Source organism: Paenibacillus sp. MER 99-2, from assembly GCF_023714095.1.
GTDB lineage: Bacteria > Bacillota > Bacilli > Paenibacillales > Paenibacillaceae > Paenibacillus.
The window spans coordinates 866,180-891,287 of the sequence record NZ_JAMAUZ010000001.1; the positions used below are offsets into that span (position 1 = coordinate 866,180).

The following is a 25,108-nucleotide window of genomic DNA, read 5'->3' on the forward strand; positions in this document are numbered from 1 at the left end:
GTGTCATTCAATGGTGATCAAAGGTAAACGTTGGCTAAAGACTTTGACGATCGGTGTGCTGGCTGCAGTAATGGTGACAGGCTGTGCAGGAGGTTCCAATTCGGGCGCAAGTGGGGGTCAAGGTTCAGGCACACTCAAAATGATGTGGTGGGGCTCGGATGCTCGGCACGAAGCGACCAAAAAGGCAATTGAACTGTACACTTCGAACCATACGGATGTCAAACTCACCACAGAATTTACATCATGGGATGGATACTGGCAGAAGCTTCCTACCCTTGCGGCCTCGTCCTCTCTCCCAGATATTCTGCAGATGGATGCGGCTTATATTCAGGGCTATGCCAAACGGGGGCAATTGGCTGATCTGTCTGATCTGGACTTGAGTGGCATTGTGGATGAGAAGGTGCTGGAGAATATCAAGATTGATGGCAAGGTATATGGAGTGCCTTTGAGCTACAATGGTGCAGGATTGGTCTATGACAAAGTGACACTTGAGCAATACGGGATCAAATTACCTTTTAACAACTGGACTTGGGATGATTTCTTTGCTTATGCCAAAGAAGCACGGAGCAAGCTGCCAGAGGATAAATATCCGATCGACGACATGCGCAACATCTGGGAATTCTATCAATTTTATCAGACTGCCAAAGGCAAAGGGCCCATTTTCCAAGATGGAAAGTTCAATCTGGATAAAGATACCTTTTTCGAATTTAACAATATCTATGCTGAATTTCAAAAAGAAGGCGTTGTACCGCCCGCAGATCAGCAGCTAGCTTTTAAAGAGAATGATCCACAGCTCGACTCGCTGGGTTCTGGTAAAGTCATGCTTCGCACAGCATCGGTCGGATCGGCGAGTGCAATCGAAGCACTCAAACCAGGTCAGCTAGCAGTGAACAGCAATCCTATTGGCGAAAGCGGAGGTGGCTGGGCTCAGTCAACGATTTTCTTCTCTGTAAGTGCGAATTCCAAAAATGTGGAGCAAGCGAAGGAATTTATCAAGTGGTTCATATCTGATCCAGAAGCAGGCAAAATTTTGGGGATGACACGTGGTATTCCGATTGATGATGAAGTGTACGCTTCACTTGAATCTAATCTTACGGCTGGAGAACGTTTCGGGAAAGATTTGCTTGATGTTGCCAAACCGAAGGCATTGCCTTTCTATCCTGCGCCTGCTGGTGCTGAAGATTTTACAGCAACGTATAAGTCAGAGATGGAGAGCGTTATGTTTGGTCAAGTGACACTGGATGCAGCTTATGATGTATTGGTGGAGAAAGGTAAACAGGCCGAAAGCAAAATAAAATAAATAAACTCATTGGATGGAATTTGAATGATTGAGATGGAGGCAGAAACCATGCTACTACATGATAATTGGAGAATTCAGCAATATGAAGTGGACGAGAAACCGCCGCTGACCATTGCAGATGCAGATTTGGATGACCGTTTCTGGATTAGTGCGAGTGTGCCGGGTGATGTACATTCCACTCTGATCGAACGCAAGCTAATTGATCATCCGTATTATGGGCATAACGACATCAATTCGCGCTGGGTGGAGCAGAAGGAGTGGTGGTATCGCACACGTTTTCAGATGGATGCCGATCCAACCCAACAGGAGCGCTGGGAACTGATTTTCGAAGGGTTAGATACTCATGCTACGGTTTATGTGAATGGTCTTGAGATTGGAACGGCCAGTAATATGCACCGAACGTACGTGTATGATGTCTCCCGCGTTATACGCCAAGGCAAAAATACGATTGCTGTCCGCTTTGACCCACTCTACCTCTATCACAGAGATAAAGCACTGATGCAGTGGTCTTCATACACAAAGGAACGCCCATGGATTCGGAAGGCAGCGATGAATTACGGCTGGGACTGGGGGCCACGCATCGTAACCGTAGGGATCTGGGGTAAGGTTAGACTGGAGCGTCATGTGCAAGCCAAATTGGAAGGGGTATATGCATATACGAAGCAGTGTGACAACCAGCAGGCGGACATTAAAGTTGAGCTTGAAGCGAAAAAGTATCGCGGATGTGGCCATCTGACCTATCGTGCTCGTTTACTTGATGCGGATCAGCAGGTTGTGGCTCATGCGGAGGGTGAGTTCCTACGTGGTAAGGTTGGATTCGATCTTCAGGTATCGCAGCCACAATTGTGGTGGACGCATGATCTGGGTAAACCTTACCTCTATCAACTGGAAACGGTATTGCTTGCAGACGGCGTGGAGGTAGATCGGAGAGAACAACGAATTGGAATTCGAACCGTGGAACTGGTGCTGGAAGATGATCAGGGACAGCCTGCGTTTGCTTTTCATATCAATGGTGTAAAGTTGTTTGCCAAAGGATCGAATTGGATTCCAGTAGATAATCTGATTGGAGCGGCTCCTGACTCTCGGTACAAACATCTGATCATGTTGGGCGTAGAAGCTAATATGAACATGCTGCGAATCTGGGCAGGAGGCATATATGAAAAAGACGTCTTCTACGATCTTTGTGATGAGCTTGGGTTATTAGTATGGCAGGACTTTGCTTTTGCCAACGCGCTTTTCCCTGATTACAATGCTGATTTTGTGGAAAATGTTCGGCAGGAAGCCATCTGCAACATTCAAAGGCTGCGCAATCATGCGTCACTTGCTTTATGGTGCGGAAATAACGAGATCGACTGGCTGTACGATATGAAATCGTCATCAGGAGAGATTACGACACCTTTTTACGGTGAAACGATCTATCATGAGATTTTACCAGAATTGCTAGAACAGCTTGACCCTGCTCGCCAATACTGGCCTTCTTCCCCTTATGGCGGCAATGATGCGAATGATCCGAATCATGGGGATCGTCACAACTGGCAAGTGTGGCATGGTTCCGTCTATCCACGTAAATTTGGCGAGGTGCCTTTGCTAGATTACAGTGTGGAGGGTGTCACGTTCAAAAACTATAAAAATGATTTCACGTTATTCAGCAGTGAGTTTGGTATGCATGCCTCTGCCACGAAGTATACGTTGGAACGAAACATTCCAAAGGATCAATTCTATTGGGGAAGCGTAGAGATGGCTTATCGTAACAAGGATACGAACCATCAGAAGGGCATTTTGCTCATGGAAGGATTCACAGGAGTACCCCAAAATCTAGATGAGTATATCCAGTTTTCGATGTTGACTCAGGCTGACGGCTTGAAATATGGAATTGAGCATTATCGGCGCAACAAAACGCGCACAAGTGGTTCCTTAATCTGGCAGCACGGCGACAGTTGGCCTGGAACGAGTTGGTCGTTAATTGATTATGAGTTGCTACCAAAAGCGTCCTATTATTATGCGCGTAAATTTTATCATCCATTACTATTAAGTCTGAACCATGAACCCGGCGAGTTGTTGGAGGTGTGGGTGATTAATGATCACTTATCTTCTCTTAATGGACTGGTGATTCTTGAGGTTTATGATATGCAGGGTCAATCCATTCATCGTATGGAGCTGCATGCACAGGTGGAAGCTAATGGCGTCGTAAAACTGGGGGAGTGGGACGAACAGGAAGTGTTGAAAGACCTATCTCCAGAACAGGCGGTGCTGAAGTTGTCTGCGCCTGCATGGGAGTGCCTAGATAACGTTTATTATTTACGTGATGCAAAAGATGTACAGCTTAGCCTGAGCAGTATTCACGCTTCATATAATGAAGAAACCCAGCAATTGCTTGTGCAGGCAAATGATGCGGTAGCTAGAATGGTTCAGATTCTGATCCCGCAAGGTAATGTGCGCATGAGTGATAACTATTTTGATCTGCTTCCAGGGGAGCAGCGAACCATTGATATACGTCAGGCAGATGGAGAAGCACTCAAATACCAACATATCACCGTATCAGCATTAAATGCGGATGAGGTACCCGTTACACTAACAAGATAATTCATGAGTATCTATAATAATTCGACAAAAGACCGAAACAGGGAAGCATGAACGATGCTTTCCTATTTCGTCTTTTTGACATGAAGCAAGAAGTGACGTCTCTCATTTTGCAGTTAAAAAGAATTGCTAGATTCAGCGTCATAAATTCGATGTACAGGCATAAACATGAGATATGAACAAGCACCAGCAACGCGATCAATTTGAAACCAAGGTTGGAGGAGCCTACTCATGAAAGTGAACTGGAAGGAGCTTTTTCCGGAACCGATCCGAACCATTCTAGGGAGAATGCCGCCTACCGTATTAGAGAAAGTGGAGGAAGTGCGTATCCGGGAAGGGAGACCGCTCGAGATTAATGCTGGAGATACCTATCACTTTCTTACCGCACAGGGCAGTCTGACAGCTAAGCCTGAAGAAGCTTACAATCCTCAGAAAGAAGTAACGCACAGGCTGCTGGATCTAATTAGTAATCACTCTCTCTATACATTGGAAGAAGAGCTTCGTAAAGGATTCATTACCATTCCCGGAGGACACCGGATCGGACTTGCTGGTCGAACGGTTCTAAGTGGTGGACGGGTGGAAACCTTACGCGATATCAATGGATTCAATGTAAGGGTTGCCCGAGAGGTTCATGGTGTGGCAGATCGCATTCTGCCCTATCTTCTGGACATGAAAAGCGGACAGGTATTCCATACGTTAATTCTATCCCCTCCACAACAAGGCAAGACGACACTGTTACGTGACCTAGCTAGACAAATAAGCAATGGTTGCAGACTGGTGGGTGGAAGTGAGTTCGTTCAAGGGCTACGTCCTCGACTTAAGGTAGGCATTGTGGATGAGCGTTCCGAAATCGCTGGAAGTTATAAAGGGGTACCTGGTTTTGATGTTGGACCACGCACAGATGTGATGGATGGATGTCCAAAGGCAGAAGGCATGATGATGATGCTTCGCTCCATGTCTCCAGACGTAATCATTGTGGACGAGATTGGTCGTCCAGAGGATGCGGAAGCTGTGATGGAGGCACTGCATTCGGGGGTATCGGTGATTGCGACAGCACATGGGCGGGATCTGGCAGAGTTATCTTCTAGGCCAGCGCTAAAAACACTTATCCAGGAGCAGATGTTTCAGCGTTATGTACAACTTAGGCGGACGAGCCGAGGGATGAACTTTCGTTTGGCTGATGGGAAAATGCGTGGTCTACAGCAACTAGATGCAGGAGGTGAGGCATTTGGTTAACATGCTGGGTGCTGTCATTATCTTGTTTGCAAGCACACTGGCTGGCTTCTACCGTGCAAGACAATTCGCTCTTAGACCACGACAGATACGGGAATTAATTGCTGCATTGCAACGACTGATGACGGAGATTAATTATGGATTGACCCCGCTTCCTGATGCGATGGGGAAAATGGGAGCTCAGACGAAGGAACCTGTACGGTCGTTGTTTCTCCATGCAGCACATCAGATGAATCCGCCATACGGACAGACTGCACGCGAAAGTCTTCAGGCTGGCATTGAATACATGTGGAACAAGTCTGCAATGAAAGCAGATGAGCGAGAAGTCATGTTGCAGTTAAGCTTCAGTCTTGGCACCAGCGACCGTCAGGATCAGACCAAACATATCTCGCTAGCCATTCAACAACTCATGCATGAAGAATCCCGTGCACAGGCTGACCAAATGAAATATGAACGAATGAGCCGTAGCCTTGGGATGCTTGTCGGAGCGTTAATCGTCATTCTGATCTTCTGAAATTGCCGGGATAGTGAGGTGCCAAGGTCATGAATCTAGAAGTGAACGCAATTTTCCAAATTGCGGGCATCGGAATCATCATTGCAATGATTCACACGGTGCTGAAACAAATGGGAAAGGAAGATATGGCGCACTGGGTAACCGTTATCGGATTCGTTGTTGTGTTATTCATGGTTGTTCGTATGTTAGATGGGTTGCTGCAAGAGATCAAATCGATCTTCCTTTTCCAATGAAAACGGTCATGAAGCCAGGATGGTGGTGACCTGTGGAAATTATTCAAGTGGTAGGGCTAGCATTGATTGCAACAGTTCTCATTCTTGTCATCAAAGAACAAAAGCCCATGTTTGCATTTCTCATCGCTGCCGCTACAGGCATAGTCATTTTTATGCTACTGATTGGCAAGATTGGCGCGGTCATCGAGGTGTTGAAGCGGCTCGCCGAAAACTCAGGTATGGAAAGCATCTATCTGAAAACTGTACTGAAAATTATAGGTATAGCCTACATTGCTGAATTCGGTGCGCAAATTGTGAGGGATGCCGGTCAAGAGAGCATTGCTTCCAAAATTGAGCTTGCGGGGAAAGTTCTGATCCTGGTTCTCGCGATTCCCATTATTAGCATTATTATCGAAACCGTCATGAAACTAATGCCGGTATAGAAGGAGGCATGCGGACTTTGATGAAATACAACCATTTTAAGCCGCAGTGGAGCCTTACTCTTGTACTAATGCTATGTTTTCTGTTTGCGATGGTCGGACATGTTACCGCAAGTGCACCGTCTGGAGAATGGATGCAGCAGCAGGCTGACCAGCTTCCGAAGGATCAAGTGGAGAAGTACTGGGATCAGCTCATGGGGCAATATGGTGGATTTTTTCCGGAGGGAAAAACGCCCTCTTTTATGGATATGTTAATTCCGGGCAATGAAGGATTTAGCCTGAAGTCGGTCTTTATAGCGATTGGAACGTTTATGCTGCATGAAATTTTGTATAACGGCAAATTGTTAGTGACTATTGTGATGTTAAGTGTACTGAGTATGATTCTGGAGACATTACAGACGGCATTTGAGAAAAACAACATAAGCAAGATTGCCTATTCCATCTGTTATATGGTCATTATCGTCATCGCAATCAACAGTTTCAGTGTAGCCATTGGTTATGCCAAGGACGCCATTGAGGGCATGGTGAGTTTTATGATGGCGATGGTTCCCCTGCTCTTCACGTTACTAGCGTCGATGGGGAATGTGGTGACCGTCTCGGTGACTCATCCGCTGATTATCTTCATGATTCATCTGGTGAGCACATTAATTCACATGTTGGTATTTCCGTTACTTTTCTTCTCAGCGGTGTTGCATCTTGTTAGTTCATTGTCTGATAAGTACAAGCTTACACAGCTTGCAGACTTACTACGTAATATCAGCGTTGCCTTGCTCGGCATTCTGCTAACGATGTTTCTAGGTGTAATTTCGGTGCAGGGAGCATCAGGCTCTGTTGCTGACGGTGTCAGTTTAAAGGCAGCCAAATACATCGCAGGCAACTTTGTTCCCGTCGTAGGCAGGACATTTGCAGATGCGACAGACACGGTCATTACAGCTTCGCTGCTGGTGAAAAACGCAATTGGTCTTACGGGGGTCATCATTATTCTGTTTTTGTGTGCCTTCCCTGCTCTCAAAATTTTAGCCCTTGCACTCATATACAACATTACTGGAGCAATCATGCAGCCACTAGGTGATACACCGATCGTTGGATGTTTACAAGCGATTGGAAAATCAATGATTTACGTGTTCGCAGCGCTAGCTGCTGTCGGACTTATGTTTTTCTTGGCAATCACCATCCTGCTCACAGCAGGGAACCTGACCGTCATGATGAGGTGAGTGTGCAATACGCAGAAAGGAGCTGAGAAGGATGGGGTGGCTGAGCAACTGGCTTCAGGAATTAATCATGATCGTTTTGCTCGCAACGTTTGTGGATATGTTACTGCCCAATCGCTCAATGGAGCGTTACGTCAAGCTTGTGCTGAGCCTCCTTATCCTGCTTACCCTCCTATCACCTATAACCAAGTTGCTTAAGAGTGATCCAGTTGCTGAACTCAAAAGGGCAATGACGGCTATGGAATCTCCATCAGAGGGAAATGCCACCTTGGAGCAGATATTGGCACAGGGGAAACGTCTTCAGCTGAATGAGCAGGAGCAATCTTTAGCGTGGACAGCGAAAGAGTTAGCCAAGGTAATGAAAGACCAGATTGAACAAAGCACGGGGGAACGTGTTCAGTCTGTGGAGGTGAAGCTCCTGATGGATAAGGTTCAACCGGAATCCGAAGTCGCCTCTCCAGTACATTTACCAGTGATCCAACGTGTTATGGTCGAAATGAGCGGTCAGCCGGAGGCAATAGGGATTAACGCTGAACGTAATGAAGGCGAAGCTGACAGTGCTTCTGTGTTCGAACAAGACCAAGCTCAGGCAACAGGTGAATCCTCATTCAAGCAGGAGCCGATTCAAATTGGTACCATTCACATTCCTTCGGTTCAGATTAAGGTGAGGACGGATGAGCAATCTTCCGTTAGCTCCCCTTCAGGGCAGCCAGATGTTCATGGAAATACGGTAGATGCGGATGCTGAACCGGTTACCGGTAGTCAGGACACACTTACTCAGCCTCAAGGCGGGGATACAGCTTCATCACGCTCGGAGCATGCCGTACAGATTATAGCGCTGTTGACGGAAAAATGGGATATCGATGCGAGTCAGGTACAGGTAAAAGAACAAAAGAACGCGCAGGCGTTATAAGAAGGAGGGTGTGCGGTGAGAAAGTGGCTTAAAAAAATTGAGGTGTGGCTGGGCGGCGGCGAAGATGGAGGTCGACGTAGTCAAACGTTTCGATGGCTCATTATATTGGGGTTAATCGGCGTTGGCATCATGCTGTTCAATTCATTTGTTAACGTCAAACAGATTGATACGGAAAATATCGGCCGGGAACCTCCTGATCCAGCCACATCCATGGCAACGATGCAGAATGACTTGACTGATCCAAACCCTTTTCAGGCAATCGAGACGGCATTTGAGGACAAGATCAAGAGTGTGCTCGAGAACATCGTTGGTGTGGGAACAGTCGATGTCATGGTTACAGTCGATTCAACGGAGGAATTAGTGGTTCAGCGCAATGTGAAAGACTCTCAGCAGCTAACAGAAGAGACGGATGCCAGTGGCGGCAAAAGGCACATGACCCAGTACACCAGGGATGGCGAGATTATTACTTATGAAATTTCAGGGGATCAGACACCGATTGTGACCAAGAAACTGAAACCACAAATTCGTGGAGTGCTTGTTGTAGCCAAAGGTGCAGAGAACAAAGTTGTGAAGGATCTGATTACCGATGCTGTGGAAAAAGGGTTAAATGTGGCGGCTTACCGTATCTCGGTTGTACCGCGCAAGCAGGACTAACCAGGATCGATGATCCAATTGTAATCAACTAACTCAAGATTGAAGTTAATTCGAGGAGGAAGTATTAATGAATAACAAACGCCAAACGGTATGGCTTGTGTCTATGCTCAGTCTAATGGTTATTTTGTCTGCATATTACCTCTTTACAGAAGACTCGGGTCCAGTGAATCCTCCAGTTGCCGATAGCCAGCAAGTGGATGGAATGAAGCAAGATGAGGCGACAGAGACAGCAGGTATTCTGGATCCAACAGAAGGTTTGGTTGTGAACGAAGTTGTTACTGGCGGAGAAGTTGATGAAACGGATGCAACAGTAACGGAAGGTACGACAGCCGAAACGAATGATCCAGCTGCTGCCGAAGGTAAGGGTACGGCAGAGCCTGGCAAGACCCCTGCTGCAGAATCAAATGAGGGTAAGAGTGAGCCAGGTAAGGAATCAGACAAAGGAACAACAGCTAGCCCTGATGCAAGTGGAGCAACAGAGGGGAATGCAGCTAAAACGGATGAGGAAGTTCTGAAAGAGATGGAAGAGCAGAACACTGCAGTTTCGGCTAGCAGTCAGTTCCAAAACTATCAATGGCAGCGGGAAGAAAGCAACAATCAAAAATATGAGGAGCTCATGACCATCGCTGGAGATCTCAGCAAAACACCAGAGGAAAACGCAAAAGCTACGGAGCAAGTACGTGCCCTGGAAGAGAAAATTGCAAAGATCAACGGAATTGAAGAGACCCTCTCCCAGCAATTTTCCAACGCGATTATCGAAGAAAATGAAGATAAGTATAAAGTCGTAGTGCTTAGTGACAAACTGGATGTAAAACAAGCGGTATCCATTGTGGATTTGGTGATGAAGGAACTGGCTGTCACACAGAATAAAATCAGTGTTCAATATGTGACAGAACAGTAAGGAAGGGCTGGAGTAGAGGCCTGGGAGCTTGTTAAAGTCCCGGGCTCTTTCCATTTTTAACGATTATGATATAATACATAAAGCCATATGACCGTCTAAGTGAGACTGGCATGATGCCGAAGGAGTGAATAATGCTAATGTTTAAATTGAGCGAGATCAAAGAATTGATCAAACTGGTAGATGAAAGTTCCGTTCAGGAGTTGGAAATTGAAAATGAGGGATCACGTCTCTCTATACGCAAACCGGGTAAAACGGAATATGTTCAAGCTGCTGCTGTGCAACCTCAAGTTGTTGCTGCTGCTCCACAGGTGCAACCTGCTGCAGTGGTTACTGAAACTGCACCACAAGCCGATACTACAAGCCATTTACATAAAATCGTATCTCCGATGGTGGGTACTTTTTACAGAGCTTCTTCTCCGGAAGCAGGTCCTTTTGTAAGCGCTGGTGATAAAGTTACCGAAAAAACAACGGTTTGTATCATTGAAGCGATGAAGCTGATGAACGAGCTTGATGCTGACATCAAGGGAGAAATCGTTGAAGTGCTGGTTGAGAATGGACAGCTTGTTGAATACGGACAACCTCTGTTCTTGGTTAAACCGGAATAACGTTTATTGCCCGAGATTGGCAACCGCATGAGCTTCGAAGGAGGACAATAACGAAATGAAATTTCAAAAAATACTGATTGCAAACCGTGGCGAGATTGCGGTTCGTATTATTCGTGCGTGCCGTGAGGTCGGTATTTCAACGGTAGCCGTTTATTCAGAAGCAGATAAAGATTCACTGCATGTACGTCTAGCGGATGAGGCGTATTGTATCGGCCCAACGTTGTCTAAGGACAGCTATTTGAATTTTACCAACATTATGAGTGTGGCCACGCTTACTGAGTGTGACGCCGTTCACCCAGGGTATGGATTCTTGGCAGAGAACGCTGACTTTGCAGAGATTTGCGAGTCTTGCAATATTACGTTTATCGGCCCATCTCCAGAGGCTATTACCAAAATGGGAGATAAGGCAGTTGCGAAGCAAACGATGAAGGACGCGGGAGTTCCGGTTATTCCAGGATCTGACGGACTCGTCGAAAGCATCGAAGAAGCAGTGATGATCAGCCGTGATATTGGTTACCCTGTCATTATCAAAGCTACCGCAGGTGGTGGAGGTAAAGGGATTCGTATTGCTGAGGATGAAGAGTCGCTGGTTAAACAAATTACGGCAGCTCAGCAAGAAGCACAGAAGGCGTTTGGTAATGCTGGCGTGTATCTCGAAAAATTCTTGACGGGCATGAAGCACGTTGAAATTCAGATCATCGCGGACAAGCATGGCAACGCAGTACACCTTGGTGAGCGTGACTGCTCCGTTCAACGTCGCCGTCAGAAGCTGGTTGAAGAGGCACCTTGCCCTGTCCTAAACGAAGAAGTGCGTACCCTGATGGGAGACGCTGCAGTGCGCGCTGCGCTTGCTGTAAACTATTCTGGAGCAGGTACATTGGAATTCCTACTCAGCCCAAATGGTGAGTTCTATTTCATGGAAATGAACACACGTATTCAGGTAGAGCATCCCGTAACGGAAATGGTTACTGGCGTTGATCTAATTCGGGAAATGATCTCGGTTGCAGAAGGTCATCCACTTTCATTCCGTCAGGAAGATGTGGTGATCAAAGGTTGGTCCATCGAATGCCGGATTAATGCTGAAGATCCTGATCGCAATTTCATGCCATCTCCAGGTAAGATAGGATTCTATCTGGCACCGGGTGGCCCTGGTGTACGCGTGGATAGCGCTGCTTACCCAGGTTATACAATTTCCCCGTTCTATGACTCCATGATCGCAAAATTGATCGTGTGGGGTGCTAACCGGGAAGAGGCCATAGCCAAAATGAAACGTGCTCTTGCGGAATTTGCAATCGAAGGGATCTCCACAACGATCTCGTTCCATCAAAAATTGCTGGAGCATCCAACGTTCATTCGTGGGGACTTCGATATTAAATTTCTTGAGGAAAACGAGATTTAATATGCATATTGGGCTTGTTTGTCATAATGTAGCCCAAATGATATAGTATTTAATAATAAGAGCGCATGTCTCCTGTAAAGGATAAGCCCGCTTTGCGGAGATAAAATGCAGGAGTTCCGGTAAAGCCGGATCGGAACGGTATCTGACGGTCGTAGACCTCGGTACCTGCGCCCTCACGGATTGCCGCAAACTTATCTCGCGAAAGGTGTGTTGAACAGTTATGAGTACATTACCGACAGAATTTGAACGAACGGATATCGGTGAAATCCAGATCGCACCTGAAGTCATTGAAGTCATTGCTGGACTGGCTACAGTCGAAGTAAAAGGTGTAGCTGGCATGAGTGGCGGATTCGCAGGCGGATTTGCTGAATTGCTTGGTCGCAAAAACCTTTCCAAAGGTGTAAAAGTCGAAGTAGGACAGCGTGAAGCTGCTGTAGATGTTTCCGTTATTATTGAGTATGGATACCGCCTTCCACAGGTGGCTACTGAAATTCAGCAAAACGTGAAACGTTCGATTGAGAATATGACAGGACTGAGTGTAAACGAAGTTAATGTTCACATTCACGATGTTCAATTCAAGAACGCTGAGAAAGTGGAAGAAATTGACGTGAACACACAGCGCGTCAAATAACAAAGGGCAGATTCCCCCGGCATAACTGCCGGGGGTTATCCCGTCTTGGACAAGTCTTGAGTTCATCTGAAGTCTGACTGAAGATGAAGGGTGATTAACAGATGTCAATGTTAGTGAGCAAGGGAGGCTGTGCAGTTCGTGGCGAAAATACTGGATCGGCTTCTGTTGTTTATATACAGCATAAGCGTTGGAGCAATATCGGCAGCAGTTATTCTTCTGATTAGTGGAGTGCTGCCTTACGAATTGAATTACCAGCAGGAACAGAACGTCATTGTTGCAGCAATTGTTGCATCAGCGATTTTGTTTATCCTGAGTTTGCGTTTCTTCTATATCTCAGTTCGGCGTGAACGTGCTTCATTGCCATCTGTAGATCAGCGTACAGAATACGGTGATGTGCAGATCTCAATGGAGACGATTGAGAATCTCTGTTTGAAGGCGACTTCGCGTTTTCGTGGGGTTCGTGATGTAAAAGCACGCATTCGCGTGGTGGAGTCCGGGTTGGAGATTATGATTCGTGCAGTAGTGGACGGGGAGAGCCCGATCCCTGCACTGACTTCCGATCTACAAAAGGCAATACATGATCATGTACAGGAGATTACGGGTATTCCGGTTTCTTTTGTCACAGTATATATTGCCAATGTTACCCAGTCGCCTAACTACAAGAGTCGAGTGGAATGAGGTGAGTTTCACTGATGCTGTGGAGAGAGATATGGGATAGTCACAGAGGCCGAATATTAGGGATTGCCTTTGGTATCTTTTTTGGATTTCTTTATGTATGGATCGGTTTTTGGGATATGTTGTTCTTTGCACTTTTGGTGTTCATCGGTTATACGTTAGGCAGACGAAGTGATTCGAAGGTTGGATCTTTTATTCCCTGGAGGGAATGGGGACAATGGCTGGGAGATCGCTGGCGTATGTTTAAGTAAAGACCATCTGAGCCCTGCAATAGGTTTCTTCCGAAAATAGAGCTTAGTTTAATATGCCCGTTTTTTGGAGGAAACGTACTGCAGGTTTTTTTGTGAAAAGGGTTAACACTAACTCATCAAGGGCATTTTGTTATCTGTACGTGGAGTATGAATGCCCTGAATGATTATAAAATAAGCAGGATGACGCTTAACAGTAAGCGTTGCAGGAGGCAGGACATGAAAAGACGTTTAGCAAGGGAAATTGCAGTACAAAGTCTATATCAAATGGAAATGAACGAAGTGAGTGCGGCTGTGGCGGTCAACATGTTGATTAACGAAGCGGCTGAAGAGAACGAAACAGATGTAGTTATTCGTGATGCTGATACGATGCGTACCTATGTAACGGACATTGTGCAAGGAACATGGAACCAAAAAGAAGCCATCGATGGATTGCTTGTGGATTACCTTAAAGGTTGGCAGATTAGTCGTCTGTCCCGTGTTGATCGCCAGATTTTGCGTCTTGCGGCTTTTGAGATGGTCTTCCGTGAAGATGTTCCAGCTAAAGTTGCAGTCAATGAAGCGATTGAGCTGTCGAAGCACTTTGGTACGGATGAATCCGGTAAGTTTGTTAATGGTGTGCTAGGCCGCATGATTCAAGAAGTGAATACGCTCAAAGAAAAATTGTCTTAATTCAAGCATCAGTATTACACACGATATATTCGCATAAGGGAGAGAGTACAATGACAGCAACTATTATTAATGGTAAAGAAGTGTCCCAAGAGATCCGCGCAGGCATAACAGCAGAAGTAAAGCAGCTTAGCGAACAGGGGGTAGTGCCTGGTCTGGCAGTTGTGCTCGTCGGGGAAGATCCGGCATCCCAAGTTTATGTGCGTAATAAAGAAAAGGCATGTCATGACCTTGGCTTCTATTCCGAAGTACATCGACTAGATGAAAGCACCTCTCAAGAGGATCTGCTAGCATTGGTGGACAAGCTGAACAATCAGGACAGCATTAACGGAATTTTGGTTCAACTGCCACTGCCGAAGCATATTGAAGAGAAAGCGGTCATTGATGCAATTTCCGTTGAAAAGGACGTGGATGGCTTCCATCCTGTTAACGTGGGAAACCTTGTCATTGGTGATGATAGCTTGCTTCCATGTACACCTGCTGGTGTAATCGAACTGATTAAACGCACAGGTCTGGAAATGTCAGGTAAGCATGCGGTTGTTATTGGACGTAGTAATATCGTTGGCAAACCAGTGTCCCTGCTTCTTCAACGTGAGAATGCAACAGTGACCATGTGCCATTCACGTACTGCGAACATGAAAGAAATTACACGCCAGGCTGATATTCTGGTGGTAGCTATCGGACGAGCTAATTTTGTAGATGCAGATTATGTGAAGCCGGGTGCAGTCGTTATTGATGTTGGCATGAACCGTCTAGAGAACGGCAAACTAGCTGGTGATGTTGATTTTGAAAGTGTAAAAACGGTATCTGGTCCCATTACTCCAGTTCCAGGCGGCGTAGGTCCTATGACGATTACAATGTTGATGCAGAATACATTAATCGCAGCCAAGCGTGCGCACGAATTGGCATAGGACAGTCTGTGGCAGAGCAACAGATCTATTCCATTAAAGATCTGAATCGGTATATCCGGATGAAATTGGAGTCCGATCAGATCCTGTCGGACGTTTGGTTACGCGGAGAGATTTCTAATTTCACACATCACTCCAGCGGTCATATGTATTTTACTTTGAAGGATAAGGACAGTCGCATCAAAGCAATAATGTTTGCTTCACATAATCAGAGATTACCTTTTGTGCCCAAAGAGGGTGCGAGGGTAATCGCAAGAGGGAACGTATCCGTATATGAGCGGGATGGACAGTATCAATTCTATGCCACCCATATGCAGCCTGATGGTATCGGAAGTTTGTACTTAGCCTATGAGCAGTTGAAGAAAAAGCTCGAGGAAGAAGGACTATTCTCTCCATCACGCAAAAGAGCGATTCCTCGTTATCCACACACCATAGGTGTCGTGACCTCCCCAACTGGAGCAGCAGTTCGTGATATTTTAACGACGTTGCAACGGCGGTATCCTTCGGCCAAGGTGGTTTTGTATCCTGTGTTGGTACAAGGAAAGACAGCGGCACCCTCCATTGTAAAAGCCATTGGTAACTTGAATCGTCTAGGGGAAGCGGATGTCCTCATTGTTGGTCGTGGGGGCGGTTCGCTTGAAGAATTATGGGCGTTTAATGAAGAGATCGTAGCTAGAGCTATCGTTGCATCAACAATCCCTGTTATCTCTGCTGTGGGACACGAAACCGACTTTACGATTGCAGACTTTGCAGCTGATTTACGTGCTGCAACACCTACGGCTGCTGCTGAGCTTGCTGTACCTAACCGTGCTGACCTGCTTGACCAGATAGAGCGGAGACAACGTCAACTCCAGCAAAGCTTGCGTCAACGAGCTGTGCATAATCGTGAGCGTCTTGCAAGGTTGCAGCGTTCTCCAGTCCTTGTGAATCCTAGGCGGTCGTTGATGCAGCACACGGAACGTTTGGACATGCTTCATCAACGTATGCTTCGAACGGTGGATACAAGGCTCAAATGGACGGGAGAAAAGCAGGAACGGTTGCTCGCTGCGCTCCAGCGTTTTAATCCTCGTGAACAGGTTGCAGTTGCTCAGCGTGAGCACGCAGCTGCCAGACGTCAATTGGAGCTTACGATGAAGGCGATAACCAGATCCAAGCAGCAACAGTGGAAAGCTTCAATTCGGCATTTAGATGCGCTCAGTCCGCTAAAGGTCATGTCTCGCGGGTATAGTCTTGTGTACGACGATCAGGAGCAGCGTTTAATTAAATCATTGAAAGATGTACAACCCGGTGATTCAATCAAGATTAAATTAACAGACGGGCAGCTGGACTGTCAGGTTTGGGGGATGAAGGAGGACGATGACCATGGCGAATGAACCGGAACTGAATTTTGAAGAAGCGATGGCAGCGTTGGAAGACATCGTAAGTCAGCTGGAGCACGGGGATGTTCCTCTAGAGCAAGCTATTGACTTGTTTCAGCGAGGCATGAAGCTTTCGCAACTTTGTGGATTGAAGCTGGAGCAAGTGGAACGTAAGATCGAGATGATCGTAGAAGAAGATGGGGAACTTCGTAAGAAGCCGTTTGCGGATGAGAGTGGTGAAGTGAATGAATAATCGTCCTGTATTTGAATTGTATCTTCAGGAGATCACAGAGCAGATCACCAACGAGTTGAAGGAAATCCTTCCTGCTGAATGGGACGTACCACAGTCTCTGCGTGATGCGATGCAGTATTCATTAATGGCCGGAGGCAAACGTCTTCGACCGCTGCTGGTCGTCGCTGCGGCGGAAGCTTTCGGTGCGGAGCGTCAAGCTGCGCTTCCGGTAGCCTGCGCCGTAGAGATGGTTCATACGTACTCCTTGATCCACGATGACCTACCTGCTATGGATAATGATGACTATCGCAGGGGAAAATTAACGAATCATAAGGTGTTTGGGGAAGCAACAGCAATTCTGGCAGGTGATGCATTGCTAACACATGCTTTCTACAGTATCGTTCAAGCAGGGCGTAAGAGCGGGGTTCCTGCGGAGTCACTGCTCTCCATCGTTGAAGATCTGTCTGAATTGGCCGGTGCTCGAGGTATGGTTGGCGGACAGGTAGCTGATATGGAAGGCGAGCAAGGGTTGACGAACCTTGAACAGCTACAATACATCCATCTGCACAAAACAGGGGATCTAATGGTGTTCTCCCTTATTGCAGGTGCACGGATCGGTGGAGCAACACAAGGACAACTGGAGGCACTACGAGTTTTCGGTAGAGATTTGGGGCTTGCTTTTCAGATTCAGGACGACATTCTTGACCTCACTGGCGATGAACAGAAGATGGGCAAAAAAACGCAAAGTGACGTGAACCAACAAAAGGTCACTTATCCTTTCTTTATTGGTTTGGAACAATCGCAAGAGCAGGTTAGAGAGCTGACTCAATCAGCTAAAGATGCACTCGACAGAGCAGACCTTACTGATTCCTCCAGACTGATGGAAATTGCAGATTACTTAATGCGTAGAGACCATTAACTTGTGATTCAATTCAGTTAAATTCTGAAAGTTCTGTTTCAATTGTTTTAGAACCGTGTAATGATATTGATGTTCTTTTTATAGGAGCGGAGTCTTGCTAACCAAGGATACATAATGATCGAATAGGGTGTCCCTGCTGGTGATAATACGTGGTAGGGGGAGTAAAGTACCGTACATTATGATTCCTTTTCATTTATGTTATAATGATTTAATGTCAATTCATGAATTATGCATGAACATATTACACAAAATTCAAACATTCTAGGAAAGCGGGGAGATTCTCGTGCTGCTTCCACAAATTAAACAACCCAGCGATCTGAAGTCGATGTCTCAAGATGACCTTGTTTTATTATCGGCGGAGATCCGGCAGTTTCTCATTGAGAAGTTGTCCGCTACAGGGGGGCATCTTGCACCCAACTTAGGAGTGGTTGAGCTCACGGTTGCCCTGCATTACTGTTATAACAGTCCGGTAGATAAAATGATCTTTGATGTTGGGCATCAGGCATATGTACACAAAGTCCTTACAGGTCGTATGGATCGATTCGATACTTTACGTCAACACAATGGATTGTGCGGATTCGTTAAACGTAATGAGAGTGAACACGATGTATGGGAAGCCGGTCATAGCAGCACTTCGTTGTCTGCAGCGATGGGTATGGCACTTGCACGTGATCTTAAAGGTGAAGACAATAAAGTTATACCGATTATCGGGGATGGAGCGCTTACGGGCGGTATGGCCTTTGAAGCACTCAATCATATTGGCCATGAGCAGAAGAAAATGATGGTCATCCTCAATGATAATGAAATGTCCATTGCTCCAAACGTCGGGGCGATGCATAAATATTTAAGTAAAATCCGTTCGGATCGTCACTATCTGAAAGCCAAAGACGATGTGGAGGGAATGCTGAAAAGGATTCCTGCCATTGGTGACAAATTGGCTAAATCAGCGAGTTGGATCAAAGACAGCGTGAAATACATGATGGTTCCAGGCGTTCTTTTTGAAGAGCTGGGATTCAAGTATTTGGGTCCGATTGACGGTCATGATATTCCTAAACTGATCGAAGCGTTCAAACAGGCAGATAACGTTGAAGGTCCTGTGTTAGTTCACGTCCTTACAACCAAAGGTAAAGGTTATCAGCCAGCAGAAGCCGATTCGCATAAGTGGCATGGAATCTCACCGTACAAGATCGAATCTGGTCAAGTTCTAAAGGCTGTTGGAAAACCGATGTATACCGAAATATTTGGTCAAACGTTAGTTGAACTGGCCAAGGAAGATAAGCGTATTGTAGCGGTGACACCAGCGATGCCTACGGGCTCGGGTCTTATTCCATTCAGTAAGGAATTCCCGGATCGGATGATTGATGTTGGTATTGCAGAGCAACATGCGGCAACGATGTCCGCAGCACTTGCTATGGAAGGATTAAAACCGATCTTTGCGGTATACTCCACCTTCATGCAGCGTGCATACGACCAGATTGTGCATGATATTTGCCGTCATAACGCTAATGTCATCTTTGCTATCGACCGTGCTGGATTCGTAGGGCCAGATGGTGAAACGCATCAAGGTGTGTATGATGTGGCATTCATGCGTCATATTCCGAACATCGTATTGATGATGCCAAAAGATGAAAATGAACTGCGCCATATGATGAAGACTGCGATTGAGTATAATGATGGACCTATCGCGTACCGTTATCCACGGAATAATGTCGTTGGTGTACCGCTTGACGAGCAACTTGTGCCGATTCCAATTGGTACATGGGAGCAGATCAGACCAGCGGAAGGGTACGCAATAATTGCATCAGGCTCCATGCTGCAGATCGCGGAGGAAGCTGCTGAGTCAGTGAAGAGAGAAGGCATTGCGGCTGGCGTAATTAATGCTCGATTCATCAAACCACTAGATGAGCAAATGCTGCGTGAACTGGCTGTACGAGGCACTAAAATTATTGTGCTTGAAGAGGTCTCTCAGGCGGGAAGCATGGGTAGTGCTGTGCTGGAGTTCTATGCAGAACAAGGATTACACGATGTTCAAGTTCATTTAATGGGTATTCCTGATCGATTTATCGAGCATGGTAGCATTAACGAGCAACGGGCAGAAGTTGGCCTTACTGTGGAAAATGTAAGCTCTGAACTGCGTTCGATGGCAGCACAGTCATCTTATAACATGACGCGAACCAAATTTCCATCATAACAACTGGGTTTCAGAAGTGTGATCCTAAGATGAATTGGTAACAAACTTTTGATGTGATCCCCAGCGGGTGCATCGCCTGAATGATTAGCATTAACTTGATGATAGGAGAAAGACATGTCACTCCCGAAAGAACGAATTGATGTTCTGCTGGTCGAGCAAGGTTATTATGAGAGCCGTGAAAAAGCAAAAGCGGCCATTATGGCTGGACTAGTGTATGCCAATAATGAACGAATTGAAAAGGCTGGGATGAAGATTCCACGGGAAGCAGAATTGAAGGTTAAAGGTTCTGTTCACCCCTATGTGGGTCGAGGCGGCTTAAAGCTGGAAAAGGCCATCCGTCATTTCAATCTCGATATGAACGAACGGGTTATGCTGGATATTGGTTCGTCTACCGGTGGTTTTACGGACTGTGCATTGCAGCACGGCGCTTCCCATGTTTACGCTATTGATGTCGGATACAATCAGTTGGATTGGTCTTTGCGCAACGATGAGCGGGTTACGGTCATGGAACGAACCAATTTCCGTTACGTTACACCGGAAGATCTGACGGGGCCAGTACCGAACTTTGCGAGTATTGATGTCTCTTTCATCTCACTCCGCATTATTTTACCGCCACTAATCGCTCTACTTCATCAGCCTGCGGATATCGTAGCTCTGATTAAACCACAGTTCGAGGCTGGACGTGAGAAAGTAGGCAAGTCAGGTGTTGTTCGGGATACTGGGGTGCATAAGGAAGTGCTGGAAACGATGCTTCGTTATGCGAATGAACTCGGATTGAAGCTGAAGGATCTAACCTTCTCACCGATTACTGGTGGAGAAGGCAACATTGAATTCCTTGCACATTGGCGACTGGAAGAACCAGACGCAACACAACCAGAGAACAATGTGGCTGACCTAGATGCACTGGCACAAAAGGTTGCAACACAAGCTGCGCATACATTTAAGGGAAACTCATCATAAGATGGGTTTCTTTTCGCTGGAAAGGTGATCCTAATAACAGGAGAATGACCAATCAACCGCGAATAAGTCTTCGAGGTGAAGACAATGGATGGGCAATATGACACAATTATGATTGGTGTGTTTGCTATCTGTTTGATCGTGTGGTTATTTTACGGGTTGCGCAACTGGATTAATCGACCGCAGCCTGTAAGCTTGACTGGCATGCAATTGAATGTAGATATTCAGGATTCGCCTGCAATTGACCTGCTCGAAGCACAGGGGTATGAAGTCATCGGTGGTAAGATGAAGGTACCTCTTGCTTTTGAGGCGAATGAATCGGTGTTTCACAGTAGATTATTCATTGATTATGTCGCTCAGCAGGATGGATATCGATATCTTGTGAAGACATCGAAGCGCAGACAACCTGTGGAATTCACAGGATCAGGCCTTCGAGATCGTTTTCTTCCTTATTTATTGTTATATCCCGGCTGTGAGGGCTTGTTATATGTGGATCTTGAGGATTCAAACGTGAAGCTAATCCGACTGATGGATTATGAGGAAGATGCTTATGATGGTGAAGATCTGGACTAAGATCAAGGCAATTATTAGAACTGGAGGCTTTTATGAAAGGACAACGACACATTAAGATACGTGAAATTATAAGTCAGAATGAAATTGAGACCCAGGATGATCTCGTTGAAGCACTGCGACAATCTGGTTTTCAAGTAACTCAAGCCACGGTATCCCGGGACATTAAAGAATTGTTATTAATTAAAATCCCTATGGATGATGGGCGCTATAAATATTCTCTTCCAACAGATCAAAGGTACAATCCGATCCAAAAGCTGAAACGCGCATTAGTGGATAATTTTCTACACATTGATCATACGAACAATCTGGTTGTTATGAAGTGTTTGCCAGGAACGGCGAACTCCATTGCGGCGTTGCTGGACAATATCGAGTGGACGGAAGTGATGGGCACGATCTGCGGAGACGATACGATCCTGATTATCTGCCGTACTGAAGATAACAGCGTTACAGTGATCGAACGCATTATGGGTTATATTTCCTAGAGACGATATAAATCGAAGTGCTGAGTTTTGTCATCCGGAGGTGTTTAGCAGATGTTAGTGACATTATCAATTCGCAATTTGGCTGTTGTTGAAGAAGTGGACGTAGTATTCCATGCTGGCTTCCATGTACTTTCAGGGGAAACCGGTGCAGGTAAATCAATTATCATTGATGCCCTTGGTTTAATTGCAGGTGGGCGTAGTTCTGCTGATCTTATCCGTTATGGCTGTGAGAAGGCAGAGATGGAGGCTCTATTTGAAATGGAGCAAGGACATCCGGTATGGGATACGCTGGAGAAGCTAGGCATTCACTGTGAACCTGAAGAGCATTTGGTCATTCGGCGGGAATTGAATACCCAAGGTAAAAGCACCTCTCGAATTAACGGCCAATTGGTGAATTTAACGATGCTTCGTGAGGTTGGTGAGAAGTTAATCAATATTCATGGTCAGCATGAACATCAGAGTTTGCTTCGTCCAGAGAGCCATCTGGGGCTGCTGGATACGTATGGAGCGACGGTCATTGGATCGGTTAAATCCGAATACCAGGCGCGTTACAGCCAGTTTATTGCTGCGGAGAAGGAGCTGCGTGCTCTTCAGGAGTCCAGTCAGCGAGCATATCAGTTGCTGGACATGTATCGTTTTCAACTTGAAGAGATTGCAGCAGCCAGTCTTACAAGCGGAGAAGATGAATTACTCGGAGAAGAACGGGTCAAACTATCCCATAGTGAGAAAATGATGGACAGTGTTGCGGGTGCATATGATCTGCTAAGTGGGCAACGTGGCTTAGAAGCCGTAAGTATCGCTCTTTCACGAATTGAAGATATTTCTGGTTATGACAGCAAAGGCCTACAGCCAATTGTGGAGCAGCTGCAATCAGCCTTTTATCAATTGGAGGATGCAACGTTCCAACTACGGGATTATCGCGAGAAAATTGAATTTAATCCAGGCAGGCTGGAAGAAGTCGAGCAGCGATTGAATTTAATCTCTGGGCTTCGACGTAAATATGGAGACAGTGTTGAACTTATTTTGAATTATTACGAACAGATTAGCCACGAGACCGATCAACTTGAAAATAAAGATGAACGCTTAGAGAAGCTCCGTAACCAGCGCGATAAGCTGCTTGTTCTGGTCATGGAATCGGCTGAGGAATTAAGCCGGGTGCGGAAACAATGTGCGGAAGACCTTGCTGCACAGGTGGAGAGTGAATTGAAAGATCTGCAGATGGAGCGTACAACGCTACGTGTGCAAATTTCTCCTTTTGAAGACCCTAAAGGTATCGAGTGGAATGGACGACGTATTCGGTTGACTCGTCAAGGCGCGGATAATGCTGAATTCTTGATCTCTCCGAACCCTGGGGAGCCACTTCGTCCTCTTGGCAAAATTGCTTCAGGCGGTGAATTATCGAGAATGATGCTGGCGATGAAGAGTATTTTTGCACGTCATGATCGCATTCCTGTACTGATCTTTGACGAGGTGGATACAGGTGTGAGCGGTAGAGCGGCTCAATCCATCGCTGAGAAGTTATTCAGACTATCCTCTACCTGTCAGGTGTTCTCCATTACACACTTGCCACAAGTGGCTTGTATGGCCGATCATCAGTATCTGATTGAGAAGCACGTTGTGGATGGACGTACCATGACGCAAGTGGAATCGCTGTCAAACGAGGGAAGAGTGAAGGAATTGGCACGTATGCTGGGCGGCGTGGAAATTACAGAAAAGACGCTGCATCACGCACAGGAAATGCTGAATTTGGCGGAAGCCAAAAAAGGGGGAAACGAGCGGCTGGCGTAATGATTGACAGTAATAAAAGCCTGGGGGCGAGGTTATCTTATAGGTACGCAATTGGCGACCACCTTTCGTCAAGCGAAAGAAGCAAAGGGAGTGTGACAGCCATTGAATTCCCCCCTCAGGAAGAAATTGCTAGGTCTTTTATTTGCCTTCTTTCTCTGTTTAATTAGCCAGGCGATTCAGCCTGTGCAAAGTTATGCCTCTTTGCCTGACGAAGTTCAGGTATTTGCAGGTAGGCAAGCAGAGGTTCGTCTTGCTGTGCCTGCTACTTCAAGTGCAGTTGTGGATCGACCGGATATCGTTGGTCTAGATGGACAAGAACAAGCCGTAAACGTAACCAAGCAGGAGCCGCTTCACCTTCACCCACAGCAAACAGGTCAAGCGAAATTAACCTTGAAATTGTGGGGCAAAATACCGGTAAAGACGGTTAACGTAAATGTTATTCCAGATTTGCGTGTTGTACCCGGGGGTCAAACCATTGGCGTCAAAGTAAAATCTGCAGGCATTCTGGTGGTCGGTCATCACTTAATTCGTGCTGGACAAGATCAACGTGTATCGCCTGGAGAAGATGCAGGAATTAAGCTTGGTGATCTAATTACTCATATGGATGGTAAACGTCTAGATGGTGTAGGCGGTGTAGCTGAGGCAGTCGAGCGAGCAGGTAAAAGTAAAAAAGGGATTGATGTGGTTCTTAAGCGGGGCGAGGAAACAGTCAAAACCCGTTTAACACCTGCCTATGATGCAGACGATCAGACATGGAGGCTGGGATTATACATTCGGGACTCTGCTGCTGGAGTTGGCACACTGACCTTCTATGCACCTGACCAAGGCGTGTACGGGGCACTGGGACATGTGATCACCGATATGAATACTCAAACATCCATCGTTGTAGGTAGTGGTCAGATTGTACAGTCCAATGTGACGTCTATTTCCAAAAGCGAATCTGGCGATCCAGGTGAGAAGCGAGCACATTTCCTGAAGGAAAGTAAAATTTTGGGCAATATTGAGCGTAATACGGCATTTGGTATTTTCGGTAAAATGTCTAACAATCCTGATCACAGCTTATATTCGAAGGGAATTCCAGTAGCCTTTTCTCGTGAAGTGAAAGAAGGGCCTGCTGAAATTCTGACTGTCGTTGAGGGTCAACATGTTGAACGGTACTCCATTGATATTGTGCATGTGGCAGATCAGTCGGAACCAGCTACGAAAGGGCTCGTCTTGCGAATCACCGATCCAAAGTTAATTGAGAAGACCGGTGGTATTGTTCAAGGGATGAGTGGGAGTCCAATTGTGCAAAATGGCAAGCTGATTGGCGCTGTAACGCATGTATTTGTTAATGATCCTAAATCGGGTTATGGGTGCTTTATTGAATGGATGTTGCAGGATGCAGGAGTCATGCTCAAAAAGGAAACATCTAAAAATCTTAAGGCAGGTTAATCCGCCTTAAGATTTTTTGTCGAATGAATACATAAATGCTCGGATAATGAAATAAATTATTTATTATATAGCAACTAGAAA

The 25,108-nt window shown here is 46.1% G+C and carries 26 protein-coding genes; all 26 read left to right on the forward strand.

Annotation, left to right across the window (positions count from 1 at the left end; all coding sequences use genetic code 11):
* Positions 1-10 precede the first annotated feature (10 nt).
* Complete coding sequence (locus tag M3636_RS03890) at positions 11-1,300, forward strand: ABC transporter substrate-binding protein (protein ID WP_164848737.1); 1,290 nt, start codon at positions 11-13, stop codon at positions 1,298-1,300.
* Positions 1,301-1,348: 48 nt separating this feature from the next.
* A complete protein-coding gene (locus M3636_RS03895; RefSeq protein ID WP_251381316.1) occupies positions 1,349-3,883 on the forward strand; it encodes a beta-mannosidase in 2,535 nt (844 codons plus the stop codon).
* A gap of 228 nt (positions 3,884-4,111) precedes the next feature.
* Entirely contained in the window at positions 4,112-5,116 is a 1,005-nt protein-coding gene (gene spoIIIAA / locus M3636_RS03900) for a stage III sporulation protein AA (RefSeq protein WP_251381317.1), read from the forward strand.
* The gene (gene spoIIIAB / locus M3636_RS03905; protein WP_128102634.1) at positions 5,109-5,627 is read left to right on the forward strand and encodes a stage III sporulation protein SpoIIIAB; all 519 of its coding nucleotides are present in this window, start codon (positions 5,109-5,111) and stop codon (positions 5,625-5,627) included. The genes spoIIIAA and spoIIIAB overlap by 8 nt, the downstream gene beginning before the upstream one ends.
* Positions 5,628-5,656: 29 nt before the next feature.
* Positions 5,657-5,860, forward strand: a complete 204-nt coding sequence (gene spoIIIAC, locus M3636_RS03910) for a stage III sporulation protein AC (RefSeq protein ID WP_056696521.1) — start codon at positions 5,657-5,659, stop codon at positions 5,858-5,860.
* 32 nt (positions 5,861-5,892) lie between these two features.
* Entirely contained in the window at positions 5,893-6,282 is a 390-nt protein-coding gene (gene spoIIIAD / locus M3636_RS03915) for a stage III sporulation protein AD (RefSeq protein WP_017687586.1), read from the forward strand.
* Positions 6,283-6,302: 20 nt separating this feature from the next.
* Positions 6,303-7,493, forward strand: a complete 1,191-nt coding sequence (gene spoIIIAE, locus M3636_RS03920) for a stage III sporulation protein AE (protein WP_128104509.1) — start codon at positions 6,303-6,305, stop codon at positions 7,491-7,493.
* Between the two features lie 31 nt (positions 7,494-7,524).
* On the forward strand, positions 7,525-8,403 hold the full coding sequence (gene spoIIIAF, locus M3636_RS03925; RefSeq protein ID WP_251381318.1) for a stage III sporulation protein AF: 879 nt from the start codon (positions 7,525-7,527) through the stop codon (positions 8,401-8,403).
* Positions 8,404-8,418: 15 nt separating this feature from the next.
* Positions 8,419-9,057, forward strand: a complete 639-nt coding sequence (gene spoIIIAG, locus M3636_RS03930) for a stage III sporulation protein AG (RefSeq protein WP_251381319.1) — start codon at positions 8,419-8,421, stop codon at positions 9,055-9,057.
* A gap of 67 nt (positions 9,058-9,124) precedes the next feature.
* Positions 9,125-9,958 (forward strand): SpoIIIAH-like family protein, encoded by an 834-nt coding sequence (locus M3636_RS03935; RefSeq protein WP_251381320.1) that lies wholly within the window; start codon positions 9,125-9,127, stop codon positions 9,956-9,958.
* 137 nt (positions 9,959-10,095) lie between these two features.
* On the forward strand, positions 10,096-10,563 hold the full coding sequence (gene accB / locus M3636_RS03940) for an acetyl-CoA carboxylase biotin carboxyl carrier protein (protein ID WP_145408382.1): 468 nt from the start codon (positions 10,096-10,098) through the stop codon (positions 10,561-10,563).
* Between the two features lie 55 nt (positions 10,564-10,618).
* Positions 10,619-11,962: an acetyl-CoA carboxylase biotin carboxylase subunit gene (gene accC / locus M3636_RS03945; protein WP_251381321.1), complete on the forward strand. Its 1,344-nt coding sequence runs from the start codon at positions 10,619-10,621 to the stop codon at positions 11,960-11,962.
* A 220-nt stretch (positions 11,963-12,182) separates the two neighbouring features.
* Positions 12,183-12,593: an Asp23/Gls24 family envelope stress response protein gene (locus tag M3636_RS03950; protein WP_128102629.1), complete on the forward strand. Its 411-nt coding sequence runs from the start codon at positions 12,183-12,185 to the stop codon at positions 12,591-12,593.
* A 138-nt stretch (positions 12,594-12,731) separates the two neighbouring features.
* Complete coding sequence (gene amaP, locus M3636_RS03955) at positions 12,732-13,271, forward strand: alkaline shock response membrane anchor protein AmaP (protein ID WP_128102628.1); 540 nt, start codon at positions 12,732-12,734, stop codon at positions 13,269-13,271.
* Between the two features lie 14 nt (positions 13,272-13,285).
* A complete protein-coding gene (locus tag M3636_RS03960; protein ID WP_251381322.1) occupies positions 13,286-13,519 on the forward strand; it encodes a DUF2273 domain-containing protein in 234 nt (77 codons plus the stop codon).
* Positions 13,520-13,735: 216 nt separating this feature from the next.
* A complete protein-coding gene (gene nusB / locus M3636_RS03965; RefSeq protein WP_128102626.1) occupies positions 13,736-14,188 on the forward strand; it encodes a transcription antitermination factor NusB in 453 nt (150 codons plus the stop codon).
* 50 nt (positions 14,189-14,238) lie between these two features.
* Positions 14,239-15,096 (forward strand): bifunctional methylenetetrahydrofolate dehydrogenase/methenyltetrahydrofolate cyclohydrolase FolD, encoded by an 858-nt coding sequence (folD, locus tag M3636_RS03970; protein ID WP_128102625.1) that lies wholly within the window; start codon positions 14,239-14,241, stop codon positions 15,094-15,096.
* Positions 15,097-15,104: 8 nt separating this feature from the next.
* Positions 15,105-16,466 (forward strand): exodeoxyribonuclease VII large subunit, encoded by a 1,362-nt coding sequence (gene xseA, locus M3636_RS03975; RefSeq protein ID WP_128102624.1) that lies wholly within the window; start codon positions 15,105-15,107, stop codon positions 16,464-16,466.
* The gene (xseB, locus tag M3636_RS03980) at positions 16,456-16,704 is read left to right on the forward strand and encodes an exodeoxyribonuclease VII small subunit (RefSeq protein ID WP_128102623.1); all 249 of its coding nucleotides are present in this window, start codon (positions 16,456-16,458) and stop codon (positions 16,702-16,704) included. The genes xseA and xseB overlap by 11 nt, the downstream gene beginning before the upstream one ends.
* Positions 16,697-17,602: a polyprenyl synthetase family protein gene (locus tag M3636_RS03985; RefSeq protein ID WP_128102622.1), complete on the forward strand. Its 906-nt coding sequence runs from the start codon at positions 16,697-16,699 to the stop codon at positions 17,600-17,602. Before xseB ends, M3636_RS03985 begins: the two co-directional genes overlap by 8 nt.
* Positions 17,603-17,885: 283 nt before the next feature.
* Positions 17,886-19,793 carry a 1-deoxy-D-xylulose-5-phosphate synthase gene (gene dxs, locus M3636_RS03990; protein WP_251381323.1) on the forward strand — a complete coding sequence of 636 codons (1,908 nt, stop codon included), beginning with the start codon at positions 17,886-17,888 and terminating at the stop codon, positions 19,791-19,793.
* A gap of 114 nt (positions 19,794-19,907) precedes the next feature.
* Positions 19,908-20,753 (forward strand): TlyA family RNA methyltransferase, encoded by an 846-nt coding sequence (locus M3636_RS03995; protein ID WP_251381324.1) that lies wholly within the window; start codon positions 19,908-19,910, stop codon positions 20,751-20,753.
* 84 nt (positions 20,754-20,837) lie between these two features.
* Positions 20,838-21,323, forward strand: a complete 486-nt coding sequence (locus M3636_RS04000; protein ID WP_251381325.1) for a hypothetical protein — start codon at positions 20,838-20,840, stop codon at positions 21,321-21,323.
* Between the two features lie 32 nt (positions 21,324-21,355).
* Positions 21,356-21,805: a transcriptional regulator AhrC/ArgR gene (ahrC, locus tag M3636_RS04005; protein WP_062324373.1), complete on the forward strand. Its 450-nt coding sequence runs from the start codon at positions 21,356-21,358 to the stop codon at positions 21,803-21,805.
* A gap of 51 nt (positions 21,806-21,856) precedes the next feature.
* Positions 21,857-23,593 (forward strand): DNA repair protein RecN, encoded by a 1,737-nt coding sequence (gene recN, locus M3636_RS04010; protein WP_251381326.1) that lies wholly within the window; start codon positions 21,857-21,859, stop codon positions 23,591-23,593.
* Between the two features lie 102 nt (positions 23,594-23,695).
* Positions 23,696-25,027, forward strand: coding sequence for a SpoIVB peptidase (gene spoIVB / locus M3636_RS04015; RefSeq protein ID WP_251381327.1), 1,332 nt, complete (start codon positions 23,696-23,698; stop codon positions 25,025-25,027).
* The last annotated feature ends 81 nt before the right edge of the window (positions 25,028-25,108 follow it).